The sequence below is a fragment of the Lysobacter xanthus genome, from assembly GCF_047159895.1.
In genome coordinates this window covers 1-18,495 of record NZ_BAAGAB020000054.1, presented here as the reverse complement: position 1 = coordinate 18,495, position 18,495 = coordinate 1, and the positions used below count along the sequence as shown (strand labels likewise).

Here is an 18,495-nt window from a genome sequence, read left to right as displayed (position 1 = left end):
CTCCAGCTGCCCGACGGCGGGACCCGCCAGCGTCAGCACCGGTGGATCACGGCGCCCACGGGTCGGGGTCGCGCAGCAGCGGCTGCAGGTCGCGCGGGACCGCCACGCGCGGATGCGCCGCGACGAAGCGCGCGAGGCTCGTGCGCGCGTCGTCGAGATCGCCGCGGTCGCGCCGCTCGCGGATGCGCTGGAGCCAGGCCGCGCGCGACAGTCGGCTGTCGCTGGCGAGGTCGGGCAGGGGGTCCGCGGCGGCGCGCTCGCTGCGGACGCGCGATCCGGTCACCGTCACCCGCTGGAGGTCGGCCTGCGGCGCCGGCGCCGCGATGTTGAGTGCGCGGGGCTCCGGCGGTGGCGGGGGCGGCGCGGCGGCCACGGGCGCGGCCGCGGGCAGCGCCTCGTCGAGCAGGGGCGGATGGGCCTCGGCGGGAGACGCCGCGGTATGTCGCTGGGGCGCCGCCTTCGCCACCACGGGGCCGCCGCCCGCGGCGGGCGCCGCCTTGCGCGCGGCGGCGGGCGGGGACGCGGCATCCGACGCCGCAGCGGCGTCGGCCGTCGGCGTGGCCGCACGCGGCACCGTCTCGACCTGGACGACCACGTCCGATTCGACGCCGGCGCGGCCCGAGCCCGAATGCTCGCCCGCGATCGGCGCGCGGCCGAGGTCGAACATGGGTCGCATCTGCCACGCCAGGCCGACCGCGGCGACCAGCACCGCGGCCGCGCCGAAGGCAGTCGGCCACTGGCGCGCGCGCGGACGCGGCGCCGCGGCGGTGCGTGCGGCCGCCAGGATCCGGGCGTCGAGCGCCGCCGACGGGCCCGCCGAGGCATCGAGCCGCGCGAGGCGCACGGCGAGCTCGCGCTCCTCGGCGGAGAGCGCGTCGTGCGGCGGCTGGGGCTGTCGGACGGTCATGGGGTCAGTCTCGCGCGCAGCTTGTCCATCGCGTATCGAAGGCGCGACTTGACGGTTTCGCGGCCGGTACCGGTGATCTCTCCGATCTGCTCGAGCGTCAGCTCCTGCTCGAGCCTGAGCAGCAGCACTTCGCGCTGCTCGTCGGGCAATTCGTCCAGCGCCATCCTGAGACGGCGGCGTTCCTCGAAATCACTCAACGTCCGTTCGGGCGTTCCGGGGTCGGCGACCGCCTCGATCCGCGCTTCGGCATCGACCGGGGCGGCCGGCCGGTGGCGCGCGGCGCGCCAGTGGTCCGCCAGGCGATTGTGGGCGATGCGGTAGAGCCAGGTGCTGAACATGGCATCCGGGCGCCAGCCGTCGCGGGCGGTGATGACGCGCTGCCAGACGTCCTGGACGATCTCGTCGGTGAGCGCGGGATCCCGCAGCTGGCGCAGGACGAACCGGTAGAGCGGCGCCTTGTGGCGGCCGTACAGCTGCTCGAAGGCGCGGACGTCCCCGCCGGCCCAGGCCCGCATCAGCTCGTCGTCGGTGGAAGCGGCCGGTCCATTCACCCGCGGCAGGGTACGGGCGGTGCCGCCCGCGGTACAGCCCTGGGGCCGCCCTCTTCAAACAGGGCGTCGATCACGTATTCTCGGATCGACCCGCTGCGGCGGGCGGGGGCCCGTCGTTCGACGGCGGGCACGACGGCGGCCCAGCCCGCCATGGCGGAGGCGTCGGTGTTGCGGAAGCCCGATCCTGCAGGCAGTGCGATCCGGCGCGCCCGGCGGCGCGACCTCGTCGCCGCTCTGGAAGCCGGACTGCCGCTCGAGGCGCGTGTCGCCGCCGGTTGGCGCGATCGCGACGGCAGCATCGCCTGGGCCGCCAGCGACGACGACGACGGCCTGCACGACGCGCTGGCCGCCGCGCTCGCCGGCGACCCCGTGGACGAACCGCTGGTCGAGGCCTGGCCGCTCCCCGGCGGTCTGCGTGGTGCGCTGGTCGCGCGTTTCTCCGGTGAGCTCGACGCCGACCTGCGCATGACGTGGTGCGAGATGGCGCGCGCGCTGCTCGTCGCGCACATCGACACCGAACGCGTTCGCCAGCGCGCCGACTCGCTCGAGAAATCCGAACGCCTGCAGCAGGCGCTGTTCGAGATCGCGCACCTCGCGGGTTCCGGCATCGAGCTGTCCGCGATGCTGCGGATGGTGCACCACGTGATTGGCGGCCTGATGTACGCCGCGAACTTCTACATCGTGCTCTACGACGACGAGCGCGAAACCGTCCGGTTCCTGTATTTCCTCGACGAGCGCGACGACTGGATCGCGGAGCCCGAGCGCGAGATCACCGCGCAGGAGATGCCCAACAGCCTGACGCTCGCGATGCTGCGGCACGGCGAGCCCGTGCGCGGCTCGTCGCAGGACGTGCGCGACCAGCTCGGCGTCACGCGCGATCCCTCGCACGGCCCGGACAGCGAGGACTGGCTGGGCGTGCCGATGCGCCGCGAGGACCGCGTCTGCGGCGCGATCGTGGTGCAGAGCTACGACCGCGCGAACGTCTACGGCGAGGAGGAGCGTGCGCTGCTCGCCTTCGTCGCCCAGCACATCCTCACGGCGCTCGAGCGACACACCGCGCGCGAGGAGCTCGAGCATCGCGTGCGCGTCCGCACCCAGGCGCTGGAGCGGCTGAACGAGGAACTCCAGGCGGAGATCGACGAGCGGCAGCGCGCGGAAAAGCTGCAGAGTGCGCTGTTCCGCATCGCCGAGCTGTCGATGAGCGCGCCGTCGCTCGACGATTTCTACCGCGAAGTACACGGCATCGTCGGCGAGCTGCTGTACGCGCGGAATTTCTACATCGCCATGATTTCCGACGATGGCGAGCGGCTCGAGTTCCCGTATTCCATCGACGAGCGCGACGGCCGTCGTGCCTCGCGACCGCTCGGCTTCGGCCTGACCGAATACGTGCTGACGCGGCGGCGCCCGCTGCTCGTCGGCCGCCCGGAAATCGAACAGCTGGCGCGCGACGGGGAGCTCATCAGCCGCGGCGCGCTCGCCTGCTGCTGGCTCGGCGTGCCGCTGTGGCGCGACGACCAGGCGGTCGGCGTGATCGCCGTCCAGAGCTATGCGCCCGAGATCACGTTCACCCGGCGCGACCACGAGCTGCTCACCTTCGTCGCGCACCACATCGGCATCGGGCTGGAGCGCAAGCGCGCGCAGGACGCGCTGATGCTCGCGCACGTCGAGCTGGAAGGCCGCGTGGAATCGCGCACGCGCGAGCTGGCACGCGCCAATCGCGAGCTTGTCGCGCAGATCGGCGAGCGCCTGCGCGCCGAGCAGCGCCTCACGCACCAGGCCCGGCACGACGCGCTCACCGGGCTGCCGAACCGCGCGCACCTGGTGGACTGCCTCGGCGAAGCGATCGAGAGCACGCAGGGCACGCCGATGCGCCTGTTCGCGGTGCTCTACCTCGACCTCGACCGCTTCAAGCTGGTCAACGACAGTGCGGGCCACTCCGCCGGCGACGAGCTGTTGATGGAAGCCTCGCGCCGCATCGCGTCCTGCGTGCGCCCCGGCGACACCGTGGCGCGGCTCGGCGGCGACGAGTTCGCGGTGCTCGTGCACGAGCTCGACGGCGTCGGCACGTGCGAGCGGCTCGCGGCGCGCATCCTCGAGGTGCTCGGCAAGCCGTGGTGGGTGGCCGGACGCGAGGTCTTCCCGTCGGCCAGCATCGGCATCGCGTTGTGGCATCCGCGTTACCGCAGCGGTCCCGAGCTGCTGCGCGACGCCGACGCCGCGATGTACCGCGCAAAGGCGGCCGGCCGCGGGCGCTGGGCGACGTTCGACGAGGCGATGCGCGAGGAGGCGATGCGCATCCTCGACCTCGAAGCCGACCTGCGCCGCGCCATCAACGGCGACGGCTTCGTCGCCTTCTACCAGCCGATCGTGCGGCTCGGCGATCGCAGCATCGTCGGCCATGAAGCACTGCTGCGCTGGAGCCATTCGAGCAGCGGGCTGCTGACGCCGGCGTCGTTCGTCAACGTCGGCGAGAACAGTTCGCTGATCGAGGAGGTCGACTGGCTCGTGTATGCGCAGGTGGCCGACCGCATCGCCCACACGCCGGCCGACGCCGGCTACATCTCGGTCAACGTCTCGCCGCGGCACTTCCGCGATGCCGCGTTCGCCGATCGCTTGCTCCGCCTGCTCGACAAGGCAGGTGCGGACCCGCGGCGACTGCGCATCGAGATCACCGAAGTCGCGCTGCTCGACGAGGCGCCGCGCGTGCTCAACATGCTCAACCACCTCCGCGGCCACGGCATCCTCGCGCAGCTCGACGACTTCGGTACCGGCTTTTCCGCGCTGTCCTACCTGCACCGCTTCCCGATCGAGTGCCTGAAGATCGACCAGAGCTTCATCGCCGGGCTCGGGAGCGAGACGCGCGTGGAGAGCGAGGCCGTCGTCCGGGCGATCCAGGCTCTGGCGGGCTCGCTCGGCATCCACACGGTGGCCGAGGGCATCGAGAACGTGCACCAGCAGCGCGTCGTGCGCGAACTCGGCTGCACGCTCGGGCAGGGCTACTACTACGGCCGGCCGCTCCCGGAGCTCGTCACCGGCCCCTGCGTGATGCAGGTCGTCGCCGGCTGATCAGGGCGGGTCGCGCAGCACCAGCAGGCGCACCTCGGTCATCTCGGCGATGGTGGACGCAATGCCCTCGCGACCGACGCCCGAATCCTTGACGCCCCCATAGGGCATGTTGTCGACGCGTACGCTCGGCACGTCGCCGACCACGACGCCGCCGACCTCGAGGCGGTCCCACGCGCGCATCGCATGGTCGAGCCGGGCGGTGAACACGCCGCACTGCAGGCCGTAGCGCGAGTCGTTGGCGCGGGCGATGGCAGCATCAAAGTCGTCGACGGTCTCGATGATCGCGACGGGACCGAAGGCTTCCTCGCGGTACAGGCGCGAATCGCGCGGCACGTCCGCCAGCAGCCACGGCCGCAGCATCGTGCCGTCGCGGCCGCCCTCCGCGAGCACCCGCGCGCCGCCTGCACGTGCCTCGTCGACCCAGTCGGAGATGCGACGCGCGGAGGCCTCGTCGATGACCGGACCGATGTCCGTCGATTCGTCGTGCGGATCGCCGCAGCGCAGCGCGCGCACCGCGTCGGCGAGCGTCGTCGACAGCCGTGGGGCGATCGAGGCGTGCGCGATGATGCGCTGCACGCTGATGCAGCTCTGCCCGCTCTGGTAATACGCGCCGAACACGAGGCGGCGGACGAGGTGCTCGAACGGAACGCCCGGGTCCTCGTCGACGATGCAGGCCGCGTTTCCGCCGAGCTCGAGCGCCACCTTCTTGCGCCCCGCCCGGGCACGCAGATCCCAGCCGACCGGTCCGCCGGTGAAGCTCAGGAACGCGATCCGGGGGTCCTCGATGAGCGGGGCGGAGGTGGCGGTGTCGCAGACGACGACCGACCATGTCGCGCGCGGAAGGTCGGTCTCCGCGAGGATCTCGCCGATCAGCAGCGCACCCAGCGGCGTGCGCTCGGAGGGCTTGAGGACGAAGGGGCATCCGGCCGCGATGGCCGGGGCGACCTTGTGCGCGACCAGGTTGAGCGGAAAGTTGAACGGTGTGATGAGGCTGCAGGCGCCGATCGGCACGCGGCGCGTCATGCCGCGGAAGCCACGCGCGCGCGGCGAGACCTGCAGCTCCAGCACGTCGCCACCGATGCGCGTGGCTTCGCCGGCCGCGATGCGGAACGTGTCGACCAGCCGGTCGACCTCGCCGCGCGAATCGCGGATCGGCTTGCCCGCTTCCGTGCACAGCAGCTCGGCCAGCTCGTCGCGGCGTTCGCCGAAGCGGCGCACGCAGTGTTCGAGGACGTCACGCCGGGCATCCGGCGGGAAGGCTGCCATGACACCGCGGGCGGAATGCGCGGATGCGATGGCCCGCTCGACCTCGGCCGCACCGGCGCGCGCCACGCGCGCGGCGACCGTGCCGCGGTACTTGTCGGCGACGTCGAGCCAGTCGCCGGTCGTGACCGCTTCGCCTGCGATGTAGAGCGGATGCTGCGGAACGGACATGCGAGCTTCCATCAACCCCGGGGAATGCGGTCCTCGACGCGCAGGCGCAGGTCGCCGTCGCCGACGCGCGCGTTGACCGCATCGCCGCTCGCGACGTCGTCGGTGCGACGCACGATGGCGCCGTCGTCGCGCCGAAGGATGCTGTAGCCGCGGGCGACGGTGGCGAGCGGGCTGACCGTCTCGAGCGAGCGCGCGAGGCCGCGCAGGCGCAGCGCTTCGTGCGCGAGCCGGCGCGCGATCGCCGCCTGCGGGCGGTGCGCGATCGCCGCCACGCGCTCGCGCATGCGGGCCACGCGTCGCTCCGGATGACGCGCGCGCAGCACCGCTTCCGCGTGTCGCAGCCGTGCACGCTCGCGATCGAGCCGGCGTTGCCAGGCCGTCTCCAGTCGGCGGAAGGCCTCGGCCTGGCGCCGGCAGAGCATCTGCACGTAGGCCTGTGGACGCAGCGAATTGAGCTTCAGTGCGGCGCGGTCGGTGCGCTGCATCGCATCGCGCAGGGTCTGCGTCTGCCGCGCGTGCAGCCGGCGTTGCAGGGCGCCGACATGGCGCGCGAGGTCGTCGAGGTTCGGGACCAGCAGTTCGGCGGCCACCGACGGTGTGGGCGCGCGGCGGTCGGAGGCGAACTCCGCGAGGCAGAAATCCGTCTCGTGGCCGACCGCGCAGATCACCGGCACCGGACTCGCGGCCACCGCGCGCGCGACGCTCTCCTCGTTGAACGACCACAGGTCCTCGAGCGAGCCGCCGCCGCGCGTCAGCATCAGCACGTCGTAGCGGCCGCTCGCGCCAGCACGCTGCAGCATGTCGACGATCTGCGGGGCGGAGCCCGCACCCTGCACCTGCACCGGCAGGACCTCGACCTCCACCAGCGGGAAGCGCCGCGCGAGCACGCTCAGCACGTCACGGATCGCGGCGCCGCTCGGCGAGGTGACGACGCCGATGCGCGCCGGGAAGGCCGGCAGGGGGCGCTTGCGCTCGGCGTCGAACAGGCCTTCGGCCGCGAGGCGTGCCTTGAGCTCGTCGAATGCGCGCCGCAGCGCGCCTTCGCCGCCTTCCTCCATGTGGTCGAGCACGAGCTGGTACTCGCCGCGCGCCTCGTACAGGGTCAGGCGGCCGCGCCCGAGCACGCGCAGGCCCTCGCGGGGCTGGAAGCGCAGCCAGCTGCTCTTGGGCTTGAACATCGCGCAGCGGATCTGGGCGCGCGCGTCCTTGATCGTGAAGTAGAGGTGGCCCGAGGCCGGGCGCGAGACGTTGCCGAGCTCGCCCTCGACCCAGACGGAGCCGAAGGCGCCTTCCAGCATGTCGCGGGCCAGCGTGTTGAGCTGGCTCGGAGTGAAGACGTCGCGGGCGGGTTCGGCCGTCATGGGGCGCGTACGGTAACGCACCGGGCGCGACGGCGGCGGAAACGCGCGGGGTTCAGAAGCGGGGCGGGGCGCTGCCCTACAATTCGGCCATGAACGCCGCCTTCTCCGCGCCGCCGCCCTCCGCCGACGACCGCTTCGGGCCGCTCGCCCGCCACCTCACCCGCGAGGTCGTGATCGGCGGCGTGCGCGTCGGTGGCGGTGCCCCGGTGGTGGTGCAGTCGATGACCAACACCGATACCGCGGACGTGCAGTCGACCGCGAAGCAGGTGGCCGACCTGTGGCGCGCGGGCTCCGAGCTCGTGCGGCTGACGGTCAACACGGCCGAGGCGGCCGCGGCGGTCCCGCGCATCCGCGACCGGCTCGCCATGATGGGCGTGGAGGTGCCGCTGATCGGCGACTTCCACTACAACGGCCACCAGCTGCTTGCCGGCGAGCCGGCCTGCGCGGAGGCGCTCGCGAAGTACCGCATCAATCCGGGCAACGTCGGCTTCGGCAAGAAGCGCGACACGCAGTTCGCGCAGCTCATCGAGTTCGCCATCCGCTACGGCAAGCCGGTGCGCATCGGCGCCAACTGGGGCTCGCTCGACCAGTCGCTCGCGGCCACGCTGATGGACGAGAACGCGCAGCGGGCCGTGCCGTGGGAAGCGGGCCGCGTGCTGCGCGAGGCGCTGATCCGCAGTGCGCTCGACTCCGCCGCGCGTGCCGAGGAACTCGGTCTGCCGCGCGAGCGCATCGTGCTCAGCGCGAAGGTCAGCGGCGTGCAGGAACTGGTCGCCGTCTATCGCGAGCTCGCGATCCGCGGCGACTACGCGCTGCACCTCGGCCTCACCGAGGCCGGCATCGGCAGCAAGGGCATCGTGGCCTCCAGCGCCGCGCTCGCCGTGCTGCTGCAGGAAGGCATCGGCGACACCATCCGCATCTCGCTGACGCCCGAACCCGGCCAGTCGCGCACGAACGAAGTGGTGGTCGCGCAGGAACTGCTGCAGACGATGGGCCTGCGCGCGTTCACGCCGATGGTCACCGCCTGCCCGGGCTGCGGTCGGACCACCAGCACGTTTTTCCAGGAACTCGCGCAGAAGGTGCAGTCGCACGTGCGCGAGAAGATGCCCGAATGGAAGATCACCCATCCCGGCGCGGAAAACCTGACGCTCGCGGTGATGGGCTGTGTCGTGAACGGGCCGGGCGAATCGCGCCACGCCAACATCGGCATCTCGCTGCCCGGCATCGGCGAGGCACCCTCGGCGCCGGTGTTCGAGGACGGCGAAAAGACCGTGACGCTGCGCGGCGAGCGCATCGCCGACGAATTCCTCGGGATCATCGACCGCTACGTCGATCGGCGCTATGGCGCCCACGCCGGCTGACGGCGCGGGCCGCGCGATCGACGCGGCCGCGACGCAGGCGCGCGTCGGCACGACGGTCCTGCGGCGTTACGGCCTGCGGCTGCTGCTGGTCTTCCTGGCCGTCGCGCTCCCCCTGTGGGGCTTCGGCGAGCTGGCGGAGGACGTGGCCGAGGGCGAGCCGTTCTTCTTCGACGTGCCGCTGCTCGAAGGCCTGCATGCGATGGCCGGGCCGGGTCTGGACCGCCTCTTCCTCGCACTGTCGGCGGTGGGCTACTCCGGGGGCGTGGTGCCGGCGGACATCGTGCTCGTCGCCGCGCTCGCATGGCGCCGGCATCCGCGCAGCGCGACGTTCGCGGCGGTCGCGCTCGGCGGCTCTGCGCTGCTGAACGTCGCCGCCAAGCACGTGTTCGGCCGCGCGCGGCCCGCGCTCTGGCTCTCGATCGCGCCCGAGTCGACCTACAGCTTTCCCAGCGGCCATGCGATGGGCTCGGCCACGCTCGCCTGCGTTCTCGCCTGCCTCGCATGGCGCACGCAGTGGCGCGTGCCGGTGATCGTGCTCGGCGCGCTCTTCGTCGTGGGCGTCGGTGCCTCGCGGGTTTACCTCGGCGTGCACTATCCCTCGGACGTGCTGGCCGGCTGGAGCGCGGCGGTGGCGTGGACGCTGGCGGTGCGCTTCATCGCCTTCCGGCGCGGTCTGGTCACGGGCTCGACGCGCGTCTGATCACTCGGCCGGTCGGGCCGCCTCGACGGGTGCGGTACTGGCCGCACGACGCGCCAGCTGCGCCTCGCGATGCGCGATGTAGGCATTGGCGCCGAAGATCACCAGCGCGCCCGCGACGGTGTAACGGTCCACCTTCTCGTCGAACAGGAAGTAGGCCGCGGCGCTCACCACTGGCAGCTGCATGAAGCTGATCGGCGTGAGCGCGGAGACGTCGCCGATCTTGAGCGCGCGCGTCCACAGCATGTGCCCGCTGGTGCCCATCAGGCCCGCCGCGGCCACCCACGCCCACGCCCAGCCCTGCGGCCACGTCCAGACGGCGAGTGCGGGCACCAGCGACATCGGCACCCACAGCATCGTCGTCCACAGCACGATGCGGTCGGCCGGCTCGGTGGCCGAGAGCTGCTTGATCTGGATGGAGACGATGCCGCTCAGCACGGCTGCGGCCAGCGCCACGAGCGAGGCGAAACTGAAGCCGGCCGTGCCGGGTCGCACGATCACGATGACGCCGATGAAGCCGACCAGCACCGCGAGCCAGCGCCGCAACCGCACCTGCTCGCCGAGGAACCACACCGCCAGCACGGTGACGAACAGCGGCGTGGAATACGTGAGGGCGATCGACTGCGAGAGCGGCAGGTGCGCGATCGCCCAGAAGCTCGCGAGCATCGAGCCGATGCCGATCACGCAGCGCACCACGTAGCGGGGCAGCTGCGTGGTGCGCAGCAGCCCCGGCCCGTGGCGCACGAGAAGCGGCAGTGCGGCCACCACGCCGAACAGGTTGCGGAAGAAGGCGATCTCGAACGCGTGCAGCGAGGACGAGGCGAGCCGGATCGCGACCGCCATCAGGCCGAAGAAGACCGTGCTCGCCAGCATCAGCAGCGCGGCGCGCATCACGGTGGAATGGGGCGGGGCGGGGCTGCTCATGGCGCGCAAGGATGGCCGAACGCGGTCCGGGCGGCGTGAGACCGGCGCTGCAGGTTCCGCGACGTGCGCAGCGGAACCGCGCGGCCGGTCGCCGCCGTCACGCCGCCCAGCTCGCGCCGATCAGGCGGGGCTCGGGCTCGAGCGCGACGCCGTAGGCCGCCTCGACGCGCGCGGCGACGTGCCGTGCGATGCGCAGCAGGTCCGCGCCGGTCGCGCCGCCGTGGTTGACCAGGACCAGCGCATGCGCATCGGAGACGCCTGCATCGCCGTCGCGATAGCCGCGCAGGCCGAGGCTGTCGATCAGCCAGGCCGCCGAGAGCTTGCGTCGATCGTCGCCCGCGGCGAACACCGGCAGCCGTGGATGCGATTCGGCCAGCGCAGTGGCCTGCGCCGCCGGCACGATGGGATTCTTGAAGAAGCTGCCGGCATTGCCGACCACCGCTGGGTCCGGCAGCTTGCGGCGGCGGATGGCGATCACGGCGTCCGCCACGTCGCGCACGGTGGGCGTCGCGATGCCGCGCGCGGCCAGCTCGTCGGCGATGCCGGCGTACGCCAGCTCGGGCGCGCCGTCGCGACGCAGCAGGAACTCCACGGCGGTCACCACGTAACGGCCCGGCGCGTGCTTGAAGACGCTGTCGCGGTAGGCGAAGGCGCAGGCGTCGCGGCCCAGCCGGAGGTGCAGGCCCGTCTCCGGCTCGAAGACATGCACGGCGTCGATCCGCTCGCCGACTTCCACGCCGTAGGCGCCGATGTTCTGGATCGGCGAGGCACCGACGGTGCCGGGGATCAGCGCGAGGTTCTCCAGCCCGGCGAGCCCGTCGTCCAGCGTGCGCATCACGAAGGCATGCCAGTCGACGCCGGCGTCCGCGAGCACGCGCGTCCCGCGGTCGTCCTCGCCGAGAACGCGTACCTCGCGGCCCGTCAGGCGCAGCAGGGGGGCGCCCGGCGCGTCGACGAAGAGCATGTTGCTGCCGCCGCCGAGCACGATGGGCGCATTCCCGGCGAGCGGTGCCGCAGCGAACGCATCGGCGAGACGCGACGCGTCGGCGACGTCGACCAGCCACGGGGCGCGCGCGGCGATGCCGAACGTGTTGAGCGGGCGGAGGTCGGCATCGCGGGTGATGCGCACGCCGGGGATCGCGTCGGTCATGCCGGCGGCACGTGCCCGCGGCTCGGGGCTTCCTTGCGCCGGCGGATGGCGGCGACGCATTCGGGAATGAGCGAAGGGCCGCGATAGATGAAGCCGGTGTAGCACTGCACGAGGCTGGCGCCGGCGGCCATCTTCGCCACCGCGTCCGCGCCGGAGAGGATGCCGCCCACGCCGATCAGCGGAATCGATTCCGGCATGCGTGTGCGCAGGCGCCGCAGCACGTAGGTCGACTGCGCCATCACCGGTGCGCCGGACAGGCCGCCCGGCTCGTCGGCGTGCGGCGAGTCCTCCACGCCTTCGCGCGAGATCGTCGTATTGGTGGCGATCACGCCGTCCACCTGCAGGTCCGCCAGCACGCGCGCCGCGGCCTCGATGTCGTCGTCCGACAGGTCCGGTGCCACCTTGACCAGCATCGGCACGCGCTTGCCGTTGAGGGCACCGAAGCGCTCCTGTGCCTCGCGCAGCGTGCCGATCAGGCGCCGCAGCTGCTGTTCCTCCTGCAACTCGCGCAGGCCCGCGGTGTTCGGCGAGGAGATGTTGACGGTGATGTAGTCGGCGAGCGGATACACGCGCTCGAGGCAGTGCAGGTAGTCGTCCTGCGCGGACTCGTTGGGCGTGTCCTTGTTCTTGCCGATGTTGATGCCGAGGATCCCGCGCCGGTGCCGGACCCGTTCGACGTTCCGCACCAGCGCATCGACGCCCAGGTTGTTGAAGCCGAGCCGGTTGATCACCGCGCGATGCTGGGGCAATCGGAACATGCGCGGCTTCGGATTGCCGGCCTGCGGGCGAGGGGTCACCGTGCCGACTTCGACGAAGCCGAAGCCGAGGCCGAACAGCGCGTCGATGTGCGCGCCGTTCTTGTCGAGCCCCGCCGCGAGGCCGACGGGGTTGGGAAAGTCGAGCCCGAAGACCTGGACCGGGAACGGGGACGGCTCGGGCAGACGCGCCACCAGCCCGAGCAGGCCCGCGCGCTCGAGCGCGTCGAGCCCGCGCAGGCCGAGGCCGTGCGCGGACTCCGCGTCGAGCGAGAACAGCAGCGGGCGCAGCAGGCCGTACACGTCAGTGCGCGCCGGACAGCCCGATGGCGAGCAGCGCCGCGGCGAAGCCGCCGAACAGCAGGATCGCGCCGATGACCAGCAGGATCGCCACGGCGAGGTGCACATAGCCGAGCGCCAGGCCGGCGATCGCGAGGCCGTCGCCGGCCAGCGCACCGCGGCTGGCGCGGATGTCGCGGCGCGCGAGGTGGCCGCAGACGATCGCACCGATGCTGCCGATGAAGGGCAGCACGACCCAGGCGGCGATGCCGAGCACGAGGCTCCAGATCGCCAGGAGGCTGGTGGGCGCGACGGACGCGGCCGTCGGGGGCGGAAGGCTGTTCATGGTCAGAGGTCGAACTTGATGCCCTGCGCGAGCGGCATGGAGTCGGAGTAGTTGATCGTATTCGTCTGCCGGCGCATGTAGGCCTTCCAGGCGTCCGAACCCGACTCGCGGCCGCCACCGGTTTCCTTCTCGCCGCCGAACGCGCCGCCGATCTCGGCACCCGAGGTGCCGATGTTGACGTTGGCGATGCCGCAATCGGAGCCCCAGGCCGACAGGAACTGCTCGGCGGCCTTGAGGTTCGTGGTGAAGATCGACGACGACAGGCCCTGCGGCACGTCGTTCTGCAGCTCGATCGCCTCGTCCAGCGTCGAGTACTTCATGACGTAGAGGATCGGCGCGAACGTCTCGTGCTGGACGATGTCGGCGTCGTTGGTGAGGCCGGTGACGATCGCGGGCAACACGAAGTTGCCCGGGCGGTCGATGGCGCTGCCGCCGCTGGCGATCGTGCCGCCCGCCGCCTTCGCCGCCTCGATCGCGTCGAGGTAGGCCTGCACGCCGTCGCGGCTGTTGAGCGGGCCCATCAGGTTCGCCGGGTCGGTCGGATCGCCGATCTTGCCTTCGACCTGCTTGTAGGCGGTGACCAGCTTGGCGAGCACGTCGTCGTAGATCGACTCGTGCACGAAGAGGCGGCGGGTCGTGGTGCAGCGCTGGCCGGCGGTGCCGACCGCGCCGAACACGATCGCCGGGATCGCGAGCTTCAGGTCGGCGGACGGGTCGACGATGATCGCGTTGTTGCCGCCGAGCTCGAGCAGCGAGCGGCCCATGCGGCGCGCGACGCGCTCGCCGACCATGCGGCCGACGCGCGTGGAACCGGTGAACGAGATCAGCCCGACGCGCTTGTCGTCGACGAAGGCCTGCGCGAGGTCCGCGCCGGCGTCGTTGAACAGGAAGAAGATGTCCGGGAATCCGCCGGCCTTCAGCGCGGCATTGCAGATCTTCATCGAGGCGATCGCGGAGAGCGGCGTCTTCGGCGACGGCTTCCAGATCGAGATGTCGCCGCACACGGCCGCGACGAACGAGTTCCAGGCCCACACCGCGACCGGGAAGTTGAACGCGGAGATGATCCCGACGAGGCCGATCGGATGCCACTGCTCGTACATCCGGTGGCCCGGGCGCTCGGAATGCATCGTGAGGCCGTACAGCTGGCGCGACAGGCCGACCGAGAAGTCGCCGATGTCGATCATCTCCTGCACTTCGCCGTCGCCCTCGGCCTTCGACTTGCCCATCTCCAGAGCGACGAGCGTGCCGAGCGCATCCTTGTGCGTGCGCAGCGCCTCGGCGCAGAGGCGGATCGCCTCGCCGCGGCGCGGGGCCGGGATCGTGCGCCAGACCTTGAACGCGGCCTGCGCGCGCTCGACGATCGTGTCGTAGTCGTCCTGCGAGGACGCCTGCACGCGGGCGAGGACCGCGCCGTCGGTCGGGCTGATCGACTCGATGACACCGGCATCGCGGGTCTGCGACCACTGGCCGTTGCCGAGGTAGGTGCCGGATTCGAGCTCGGTCAGGCCGAGGGCGGTGAGGACGGGGTGGGTCATCGCGGTGCTCCAGGAGTCGGCCGGAGCCTGCGACCGGTCCCCGTCGCCCGGAAGGGCGCGGCGCGGTCGGCAAGCGGCTGCGGCGTGGCGGCAAAAGGTTGCATGGCGGCCCCGACACGATTCGAACGTGCGACCTTCCCCTTAGGAGGGGGACGCTCTATCCAGCTGAGCTACGGGGCCCCAAGCGGCGGATTTTCGCACGGACGCGGACCGTGCCGGTAATCACGTTCCGCGTCGACGACGCGACCGCTTGGCAGGAGCCCCGGGCTACCGCTACACTTCGCGCCCTATCGTGGGGCGGTAGCTCAGCTGGGAGAGCGTCGCGTTCGCATCGCGAAGGTCAGGGGTTCGATCCCCCTCCGCTCCACCACGATTTCGACGGCACCCTCGGGTGCCGTTTTTTTTGCCCCGTCAGCGGGCCAGCAGCGGCGCCAGCACGGGCTCGAGCTGCTCGCGGCGCCAGCCCGACAGCGTGTCGGGCCATTCGCCGGTGTCGAGCAGCGGCTCGAGGCCGCGGCGCGAGGCCAGCACCGCATCGGCGACGCCGAGCTCGGCGGCCTTGCGCGACACGGCGTCCTGCATCGCCTTGATCCGCGACTTGTCGCGACGCTCGGCGATCGTGGCATCCGGCGCACCGGCCTCGTCGGGGAGTGGCGTCGTCAGCGCGGTCCAGATCGCATCGACGAGCTTGCGCGGCCCCTTCGGATGCGCGCGCACCGTTTCGCCGACCGTGTCCACGGACGCTGGTTCATGACGCGCGAGCGCCGCCGCGAGCTCGTTGTCGAGCACCCAGCTCTTGGGCAGGTCCGCGACACGGGCGTGCTGGTCGCGCCAGCGCAGCAGCCGCAGCAGGCGCACCTGTGCGTCCCGGTCGAAGAACTGCGCGCTGCGCATCGAAAGATGCGGCCACGGGTCGGCCGCGTCCTCGACGGCGAGCGCGACGGTGCGGGCCATGTCCGCCTCGAGCCAGCCACGGCGCCCGAGGGCGTCGAGCTTCCCGACGAGCGCGTCGTGCATCTCGAACAGGTGCAGAACGTCGTCGGCCGCGTATTCGAGCTGCGACGCCGACAGCGGCCGGCGCATCCAGTCCGAACGCGTCTCGCCCTTTTCGAGCGCGACGCCCGTGATCTCGGCCACCAGCTTCTGGTAGCCGAGGCCCGCGCCGATCCCGGCGAGGGCGGCCGCCGCCTGGGTGTCGAACAGCGGCCGCGGCACTTCGCCGCAGGACTCGCGCAGGGCGATCAGGTCCTCGCTCGGGCTGTGCATGATCTTGAGCACCGCCGGGTCCGCGAGGATCGGCGCGAGTGCCTCGGTCACGCCGGGCACCAGCGGGTCGACGAGCAGGATCTCGATCCCGTCGTCCGTCGGCAGCGCGATCTGCACCAGCGCGAGTTTCGGCCAGTACGTGCGCTCGCGGATGAACTCGGTGTCCAGCCCGATGCGCGACGGCGGGGAGGCGAGGCGCGCGCGCAGCGCGTCGGGACGGTCGATCCAGTGGGCCACTGCGGTGCCGGGTTTGCGGGGGCGGGCGACAATAGCCTACTTTCCGTGGACCCGGCGGCAGCGACCGGAGCAGGAGGAGGCTTGCGCGCGAACGGCCCGTCGACGCCGGCGATCGTGCTGGTGCTGGCGTTCGCGCTGGTCGCGGGCGGCTGCCGCGGCGACCGCGAGGGCGACCGGGCGGGCACGCCGCGTGCCGCGCCCCGGGTGACCGTGGGCAGCGAGGACGAGCGGCTGCCCACGTGGCGTCCGCCGCACATCGACGTCACCGACAAGAATGCGTTGACGCTGGCCGGCCGCGCCGATGCCGCGCTCGCCGAGGGCCGCTTCGCCGACGACGCCGATTCGTCGCTGCCGATCTTCCTTGCCCTGCGCGACCACCCGCTAACCCGCACGCGCGCCGAAGCCGGCGTGGCGCATTCGATCGACGGGCTGCTCCTTCAGGCGCGAACCGCGCTCGGCGCGATCGACGTCGACCCCGACGCGCTCGCGCGGGTCCGACAGGCCACCGCCGTGCTGCGCGTGGTCGCACTGGAACGCGCGGACGTCGAGCGCTTCCTCCAGCAGGTCGATCGGGTCGAGGACGGCCAGCGCTTCAGCGAGCAGGGCGAGGCGGCGCTGGCCCGCGGCGAAGTCGGCGAGGCCGGTGGCGACGGCGCGATCGCGTGGTTCCGGCGCGCGATCGGGCTGCGTCGTACCGACGCCCGCGCGCGGCAGGGCCTCGCGGCCGCCGAGAGCGCGCTGATCCGTCGCGCCGAGGACGCCGCGGGCCGCGAGGACTACGCCGGCGCCACGCAATGGCTCGACGCCGCCGCGAAGGTGAGGCCGGACGCCGGCGTGGTCGCGGAGGCGCGGGCCCGCATCGCCTTCGAGCGCGCGGCACGCATCGGCGACCTGCGCGATGCCGGCGTCGCGGCCCTTGCACAGCCGCGGGGCATCGAGATCGCGCGTGGGCACCTCGCCCACATCCTGCGCATCGCGCCCCCGGCCGATCCCACGGCGGCGGAGCTGCGGCGCCGTATCGACTTCGCCGTGCACTACGGCCTGTTCGAGCCGGGTCAGCGCTTCACCGATGCCCTGCGCGACGGCGGGCGGGCGCCGGCCATGGTGGTCATCCCGCATGGCGACTTCACGATGGGCGCACCCGTCGGCGAGGCCGGTTCGACCGACGCCGAGCGTCCGCGGCGCCCGATCCTCTTCCAGCGCGGCCTGGCCGTGTCGGCCACCGAAGTGACGGTGGGGCAGTTCCGGCGCTTCGTCGACGCGACCGGCTACCGCGCGCGCTCGACGCGGCGGGGCTATTCGATGGTCTACGACCTGCGCAGCGGCAACTTCGTGCGCCGCGGCAACGTCGACTGGCGGGACGACTACCTCGGCCGCCCCGCCACCGACGACCTGCCCGTGGTGCACGTGAGCGCGAAGGATGCGGCCGCGTTCGCGCAATGGCTCGAAGAGCAGACGGGGCATCGCTACCGCCTGCCGAGCGAGGCGGAATTCGAGTACGCGCTGCGCGCGGGCAGCACCACGCGGTATCCGTGGGGCGACGGCGCGCCGCCGCCGGGCGCGGGAAACCTGACGGGCAGCGGCGACCGCTCGCCGTCCGGGCGCGCCTGGCAGAACGCGTTCCGCAACTACCTCGACGGCGCCTGGGGCCCGGCGCCGGTGGGGCGCTATCGCCCCGATCGATTCGGCCTTCACGACATGGCCGGCAATGTCGGCGAGTGGGTGGCGGATTGCTGGCATGCCAGCTACCGCCGCGCGCCGCGGGACCAGCGCGCCTGGTTCAACCCGAATTGCCGGCAACGTGTCACGCGCGGCGGTTCGTGGGCGGCGTCCCCGGACCAGGTGCGATCGGCCTGGCGCGTCGGCATGGATGCGGACACCACGAACGCGCGCATCGGCTTCCGGGTCGTGCGCGACCTCTAGCCGTCGGCACCACGGAGTTGAATCTCGATGCGCATCGATCCGTTAGGACAGGGTAGGGCCCGCTCGGGCCGCGGCTTCGGCCTCGGCGCGATCCGCTGGGTGGTGATGGCGGGTTTCGCGATCTATGCCGCGATCTCGTGGATGGGCAGCGCGCAGAAGGACCCGTACACCGGCGAGACGGCGCACTACGGGGCATCGACCGACGAGGAAGTGCAGCTCGGCGCGCAGGCCTTCGACCAGGTCGTCGGCGACGCGCAGTCGCAGAACGCGCTGCTGCCTGCGGACGCGGAGGTGAGCCGGCAGATCCGCGGCATCGCCGAGCGCCTGATCCAGCGCGTGCCCGACGTGACGCGCGAGCTCGCCGGCGCCAACGGCACCGAGGCGCCGGAGAACTACCGCAACTTCCAGTGGGACGTCGCCGTCATCCAGTCGGACGACGCGAATGCCTTCTGCCTGCCGGGAGGCAAGATGGCGGTGTATACCGGCCTGATTCCCGTCGCCCAGAACCAGGACGCGATGGCGGTGGTGATGGGGCACGAGATCGCGCATGCACTCCTGCGCCACGGCTCGCAGCGCATGGCGCAGCAGAAGCTGGTGCAGGCCGGACAGATGGCCGCCGGCATCGCGCTCGGCGGGATGGACCCGACGCAGCAGCGCGCGGTGATGGGCGCGCTCGGCGCCGGCGCGCAGTACGGGTTCATCC

At 72.2% G+C, this 18,495-nt stretch carries 15 protein-coding genes and 2 tRNA genes; 6 read left to right on the top strand and 11 right to left on the bottom strand.

The window, feature by feature from the left end:
• Positions 1–46 precede the first annotated feature (46 nt).
• Both ACY35P_RS12020 and ACY35P_RS12015 read right to left on the bottom strand, forming a co-directional pair.
• On the bottom strand, positions 47–907 hold the full coding sequence (locus tag ACY35P_RS12020; RefSeq protein ID WP_462116073.1) for a hypothetical protein: 861 nt from the start codon (positions 905–907) through the stop codon (positions 47–49).
• Positions 904–1,458, bottom strand: a complete 555-nt coding sequence (locus tag ACY35P_RS12015) for an RNA polymerase sigma factor (protein WP_462116072.1) — start codon at positions 1,456–1,458, stop codon at positions 904–906. Before ACY35P_RS12015 ends, ACY35P_RS12020 begins: the two co-directional genes overlap by 4 nt.
• Before the next feature lie 150 nt (positions 1,459–1,608).
• Between ACY35P_RS12015 and ACY35P_RS12010 the strand changes: the two genes are divergently transcribed.
• Entirely contained in the window at positions 1,609–4,524 is a 2,916-nt protein-coding gene (locus ACY35P_RS12010; RefSeq protein ID WP_462116071.1) for a bifunctional diguanylate cyclase/phosphodiesterase, read from the top strand.
• Here the strand turns inward: ACY35P_RS12010 and ACY35P_RS12005 are convergent, their stop codons facing one another.
• Positions 4,525–5,958: an aldehyde dehydrogenase family protein gene (locus tag ACY35P_RS12005; protein WP_462116070.1), complete on the bottom strand. Its 1,434-nt coding sequence runs from the start codon at positions 5,956–5,958 to the stop codon at positions 4,525–4,527.
• A gap of 11 nt (positions 5,959–5,969) precedes the next feature.
• Positions 5,970–7,319 carry an exodeoxyribonuclease VII large subunit gene (gene xseA / locus ACY35P_RS12000; RefSeq protein WP_462116069.1) on the bottom strand — a complete coding sequence of 450 codons (1,350 nt, stop codon included), beginning with the start codon at positions 7,317–7,319 and terminating at the stop codon, positions 5,970–5,972.
• 89 nt (positions 7,320–7,408) lie between these two features.
• Between xseA and ispG the strand changes: the two genes are divergently transcribed.
• Positions 7,409–8,680, top strand: coding sequence for a flavodoxin-dependent (E)-4-hydroxy-3-methylbut-2-enyl-diphosphate synthase (gene ispG / locus ACY35P_RS11995; RefSeq protein WP_462116068.1), 1,272 nt, complete (start codon positions 7,409–7,411; stop codon positions 8,678–8,680).
• Positions 8,661–9,380 (top strand): phosphatase PAP2 family protein, encoded by a 720-nt coding sequence (locus ACY35P_RS11990; RefSeq protein WP_462116067.1) that lies wholly within the window; start codon positions 8,661–8,663, stop codon positions 9,378–9,380. Before ispG ends, ACY35P_RS11990 begins: the two co-directional genes overlap by 20 nt.
• On the opposite strand, the gene ACY35P_RS11985 is transcribed toward ACY35P_RS11990, so the two are convergent.
• The 6 genes from ACY35P_RS11985 to ACY35P_RS11960 form a co-directional block, all read right to left on the bottom strand.
• Positions 9,381–10,301, bottom strand: coding sequence for a DMT family transporter (locus ACY35P_RS11985; protein ID WP_462116066.1), 921 nt, complete (start codon positions 10,299–10,301; stop codon positions 9,381–9,383).
• A gap of 97 nt (positions 10,302–10,398) precedes the next feature.
• Complete coding sequence (gene murB / locus ACY35P_RS11980) at positions 10,399–11,451, bottom strand: UDP-N-acetylmuramate dehydrogenase (RefSeq protein ID WP_462116065.1); 1,053 nt, start codon at positions 11,449–11,451, stop codon at positions 10,399–10,401.
• On the bottom strand, positions 11,448–12,509 hold the full coding sequence (locus ACY35P_RS11975; RefSeq protein ID WP_462116064.1) for a quinone-dependent dihydroorotate dehydrogenase: 1,062 nt from the start codon (positions 12,507–12,509) through the stop codon (positions 11,448–11,450). The genes murB and ACY35P_RS11975 overlap by 4 nt, the downstream gene beginning before the upstream one ends.
• A 1-nt stretch (position 12,510) precedes the next feature.
• Positions 12,511–12,831, bottom strand: a complete 321-nt coding sequence (locus ACY35P_RS11970; protein WP_462116063.1) for a DUF4190 domain-containing protein — start codon at positions 12,829–12,831, stop codon at positions 12,511–12,513.
• A 2-nt stretch (positions 12,832–12,833) separates the two neighbouring features.
• Complete coding sequence (gene amaB / locus ACY35P_RS11965; protein WP_462116062.1) at positions 12,834–14,366, bottom strand: L-piperidine-6-carboxylate dehydrogenase; 1,533 nt, start codon at positions 14,364–14,366, stop codon at positions 12,834–12,836.
• A 103-nt stretch (positions 14,367–14,469) separates the two neighbouring features.
• Positions 14,470–14,546: transfer RNA gene (locus ACY35P_RS11960), tRNA-Arg, on the bottom strand.
• A gap of 114 nt (positions 14,547–14,660) precedes the next feature.
• Between ACY35P_RS11960 and ACY35P_RS11955 the strand changes: the two genes are divergently transcribed.
• Positions 14,661–14,736: transfer RNA gene (locus ACY35P_RS11955), tRNA-Ala, on the top strand.
• A 41-nt stretch (positions 14,737–14,777) separates the two neighbouring features.
• On the opposite strand, the gene rnd is transcribed toward ACY35P_RS11955, so the two are convergent.
• Positions 14,778–15,869, bottom strand: a complete 1,092-nt coding sequence (gene rnd / locus ACY35P_RS11950; protein ID WP_462116061.1) for a ribonuclease D — start codon at positions 15,867–15,869, stop codon at positions 14,778–14,780.
• An 81-nt stretch (positions 15,870–15,950) separates the two neighbouring features.
• Here rnd and ACY35P_RS11945 point away from each other — a divergent pair, with 81 nt between their 5' ends.
• On the top strand, positions 15,951–17,792 hold the full coding sequence (locus tag ACY35P_RS11945; protein WP_462116060.1) for a formylglycine-generating enzyme family protein: 1,842 nt from the start codon (positions 15,951–15,953) through the stop codon (positions 17,790–17,792).
• Positions 17,793–17,819: 27 nt separating this feature from the next.
• The coding region (locus tag ACY35P_RS11940; protein ID WP_462116059.1) for a M48 family metallopeptidase at positions 17,820–18,495 on the top strand (676 nt) is incomplete at its 3' end.

Excerpts from the sequence above, each read along its gene's own strand:
- ACY35P_RS12020 (WP_462116073.1), bottom strand. The coding sequence starts at position 907 with ATGACCGTCCGACAGCCCCAGCCGCCGCACGACGCGCTCTCCGCCGAG.
- ACY35P_RS11990 (WP_462116067.1), top strand. The coding sequence starts at position 8,661 with ATGGCGCCCACGCCGGCTGACGGCGCGGGCCGCGCGATCGACGCGGCC.
- ispG (WP_462116068.1), top strand. The coding sequence starts at position 7,409 with ATGAACGCCGCCTTCTCCGCGCCGCCGCCCTCCGCCGACGACCGCTTC.
- murB (WP_462116065.1), bottom strand. The coding sequence starts at position 11,451 with ATGACCGACGCGATCCCCGGCGTGCGCATCACCCGCGATGCCGACCTC.
- amaB (WP_462116062.1), bottom strand. The coding sequence starts at position 14,366 with ATGACCCACCCCGTCCTCACCGCCCTCGGCCTGACCGAGCTCGAATCC.
- xseA (WP_462116069.1), bottom strand. The coding sequence starts at position 7,319 with ATGACGGCCGAACCCGCCCGCGACGTCTTCACTCCGAGCCAGCTCAAC.
- ACY35P_RS12005 (WP_462116070.1), bottom strand. The coding sequence starts at position 5,958 with ATGTCCGTTCCGCAGCATCCGCTCTACATCGCAGGCGAAGCGGTCACG.
- ACY35P_RS11970 (WP_462116063.1), bottom strand. The coding sequence starts at position 12,831 with ATGAACAGCCTTCCGCCCCCGACGGCCGCGTCCGTCGCGCCCACCAGC.
- ACY35P_RS11985 (WP_462116066.1), bottom strand. The coding sequence starts at position 10,301 with ATGAGCAGCCCCGCCCCGCCCCATTCCACCGTGATGCGCGCCGCGCTG.
- ACY35P_RS12010 (WP_462116071.1), top strand. The coding sequence starts at position 1,609 with ATGGCGGAGGCGTCGGTGTTGCGGAAGCCCGATCCTGCAGGCAGTGCG.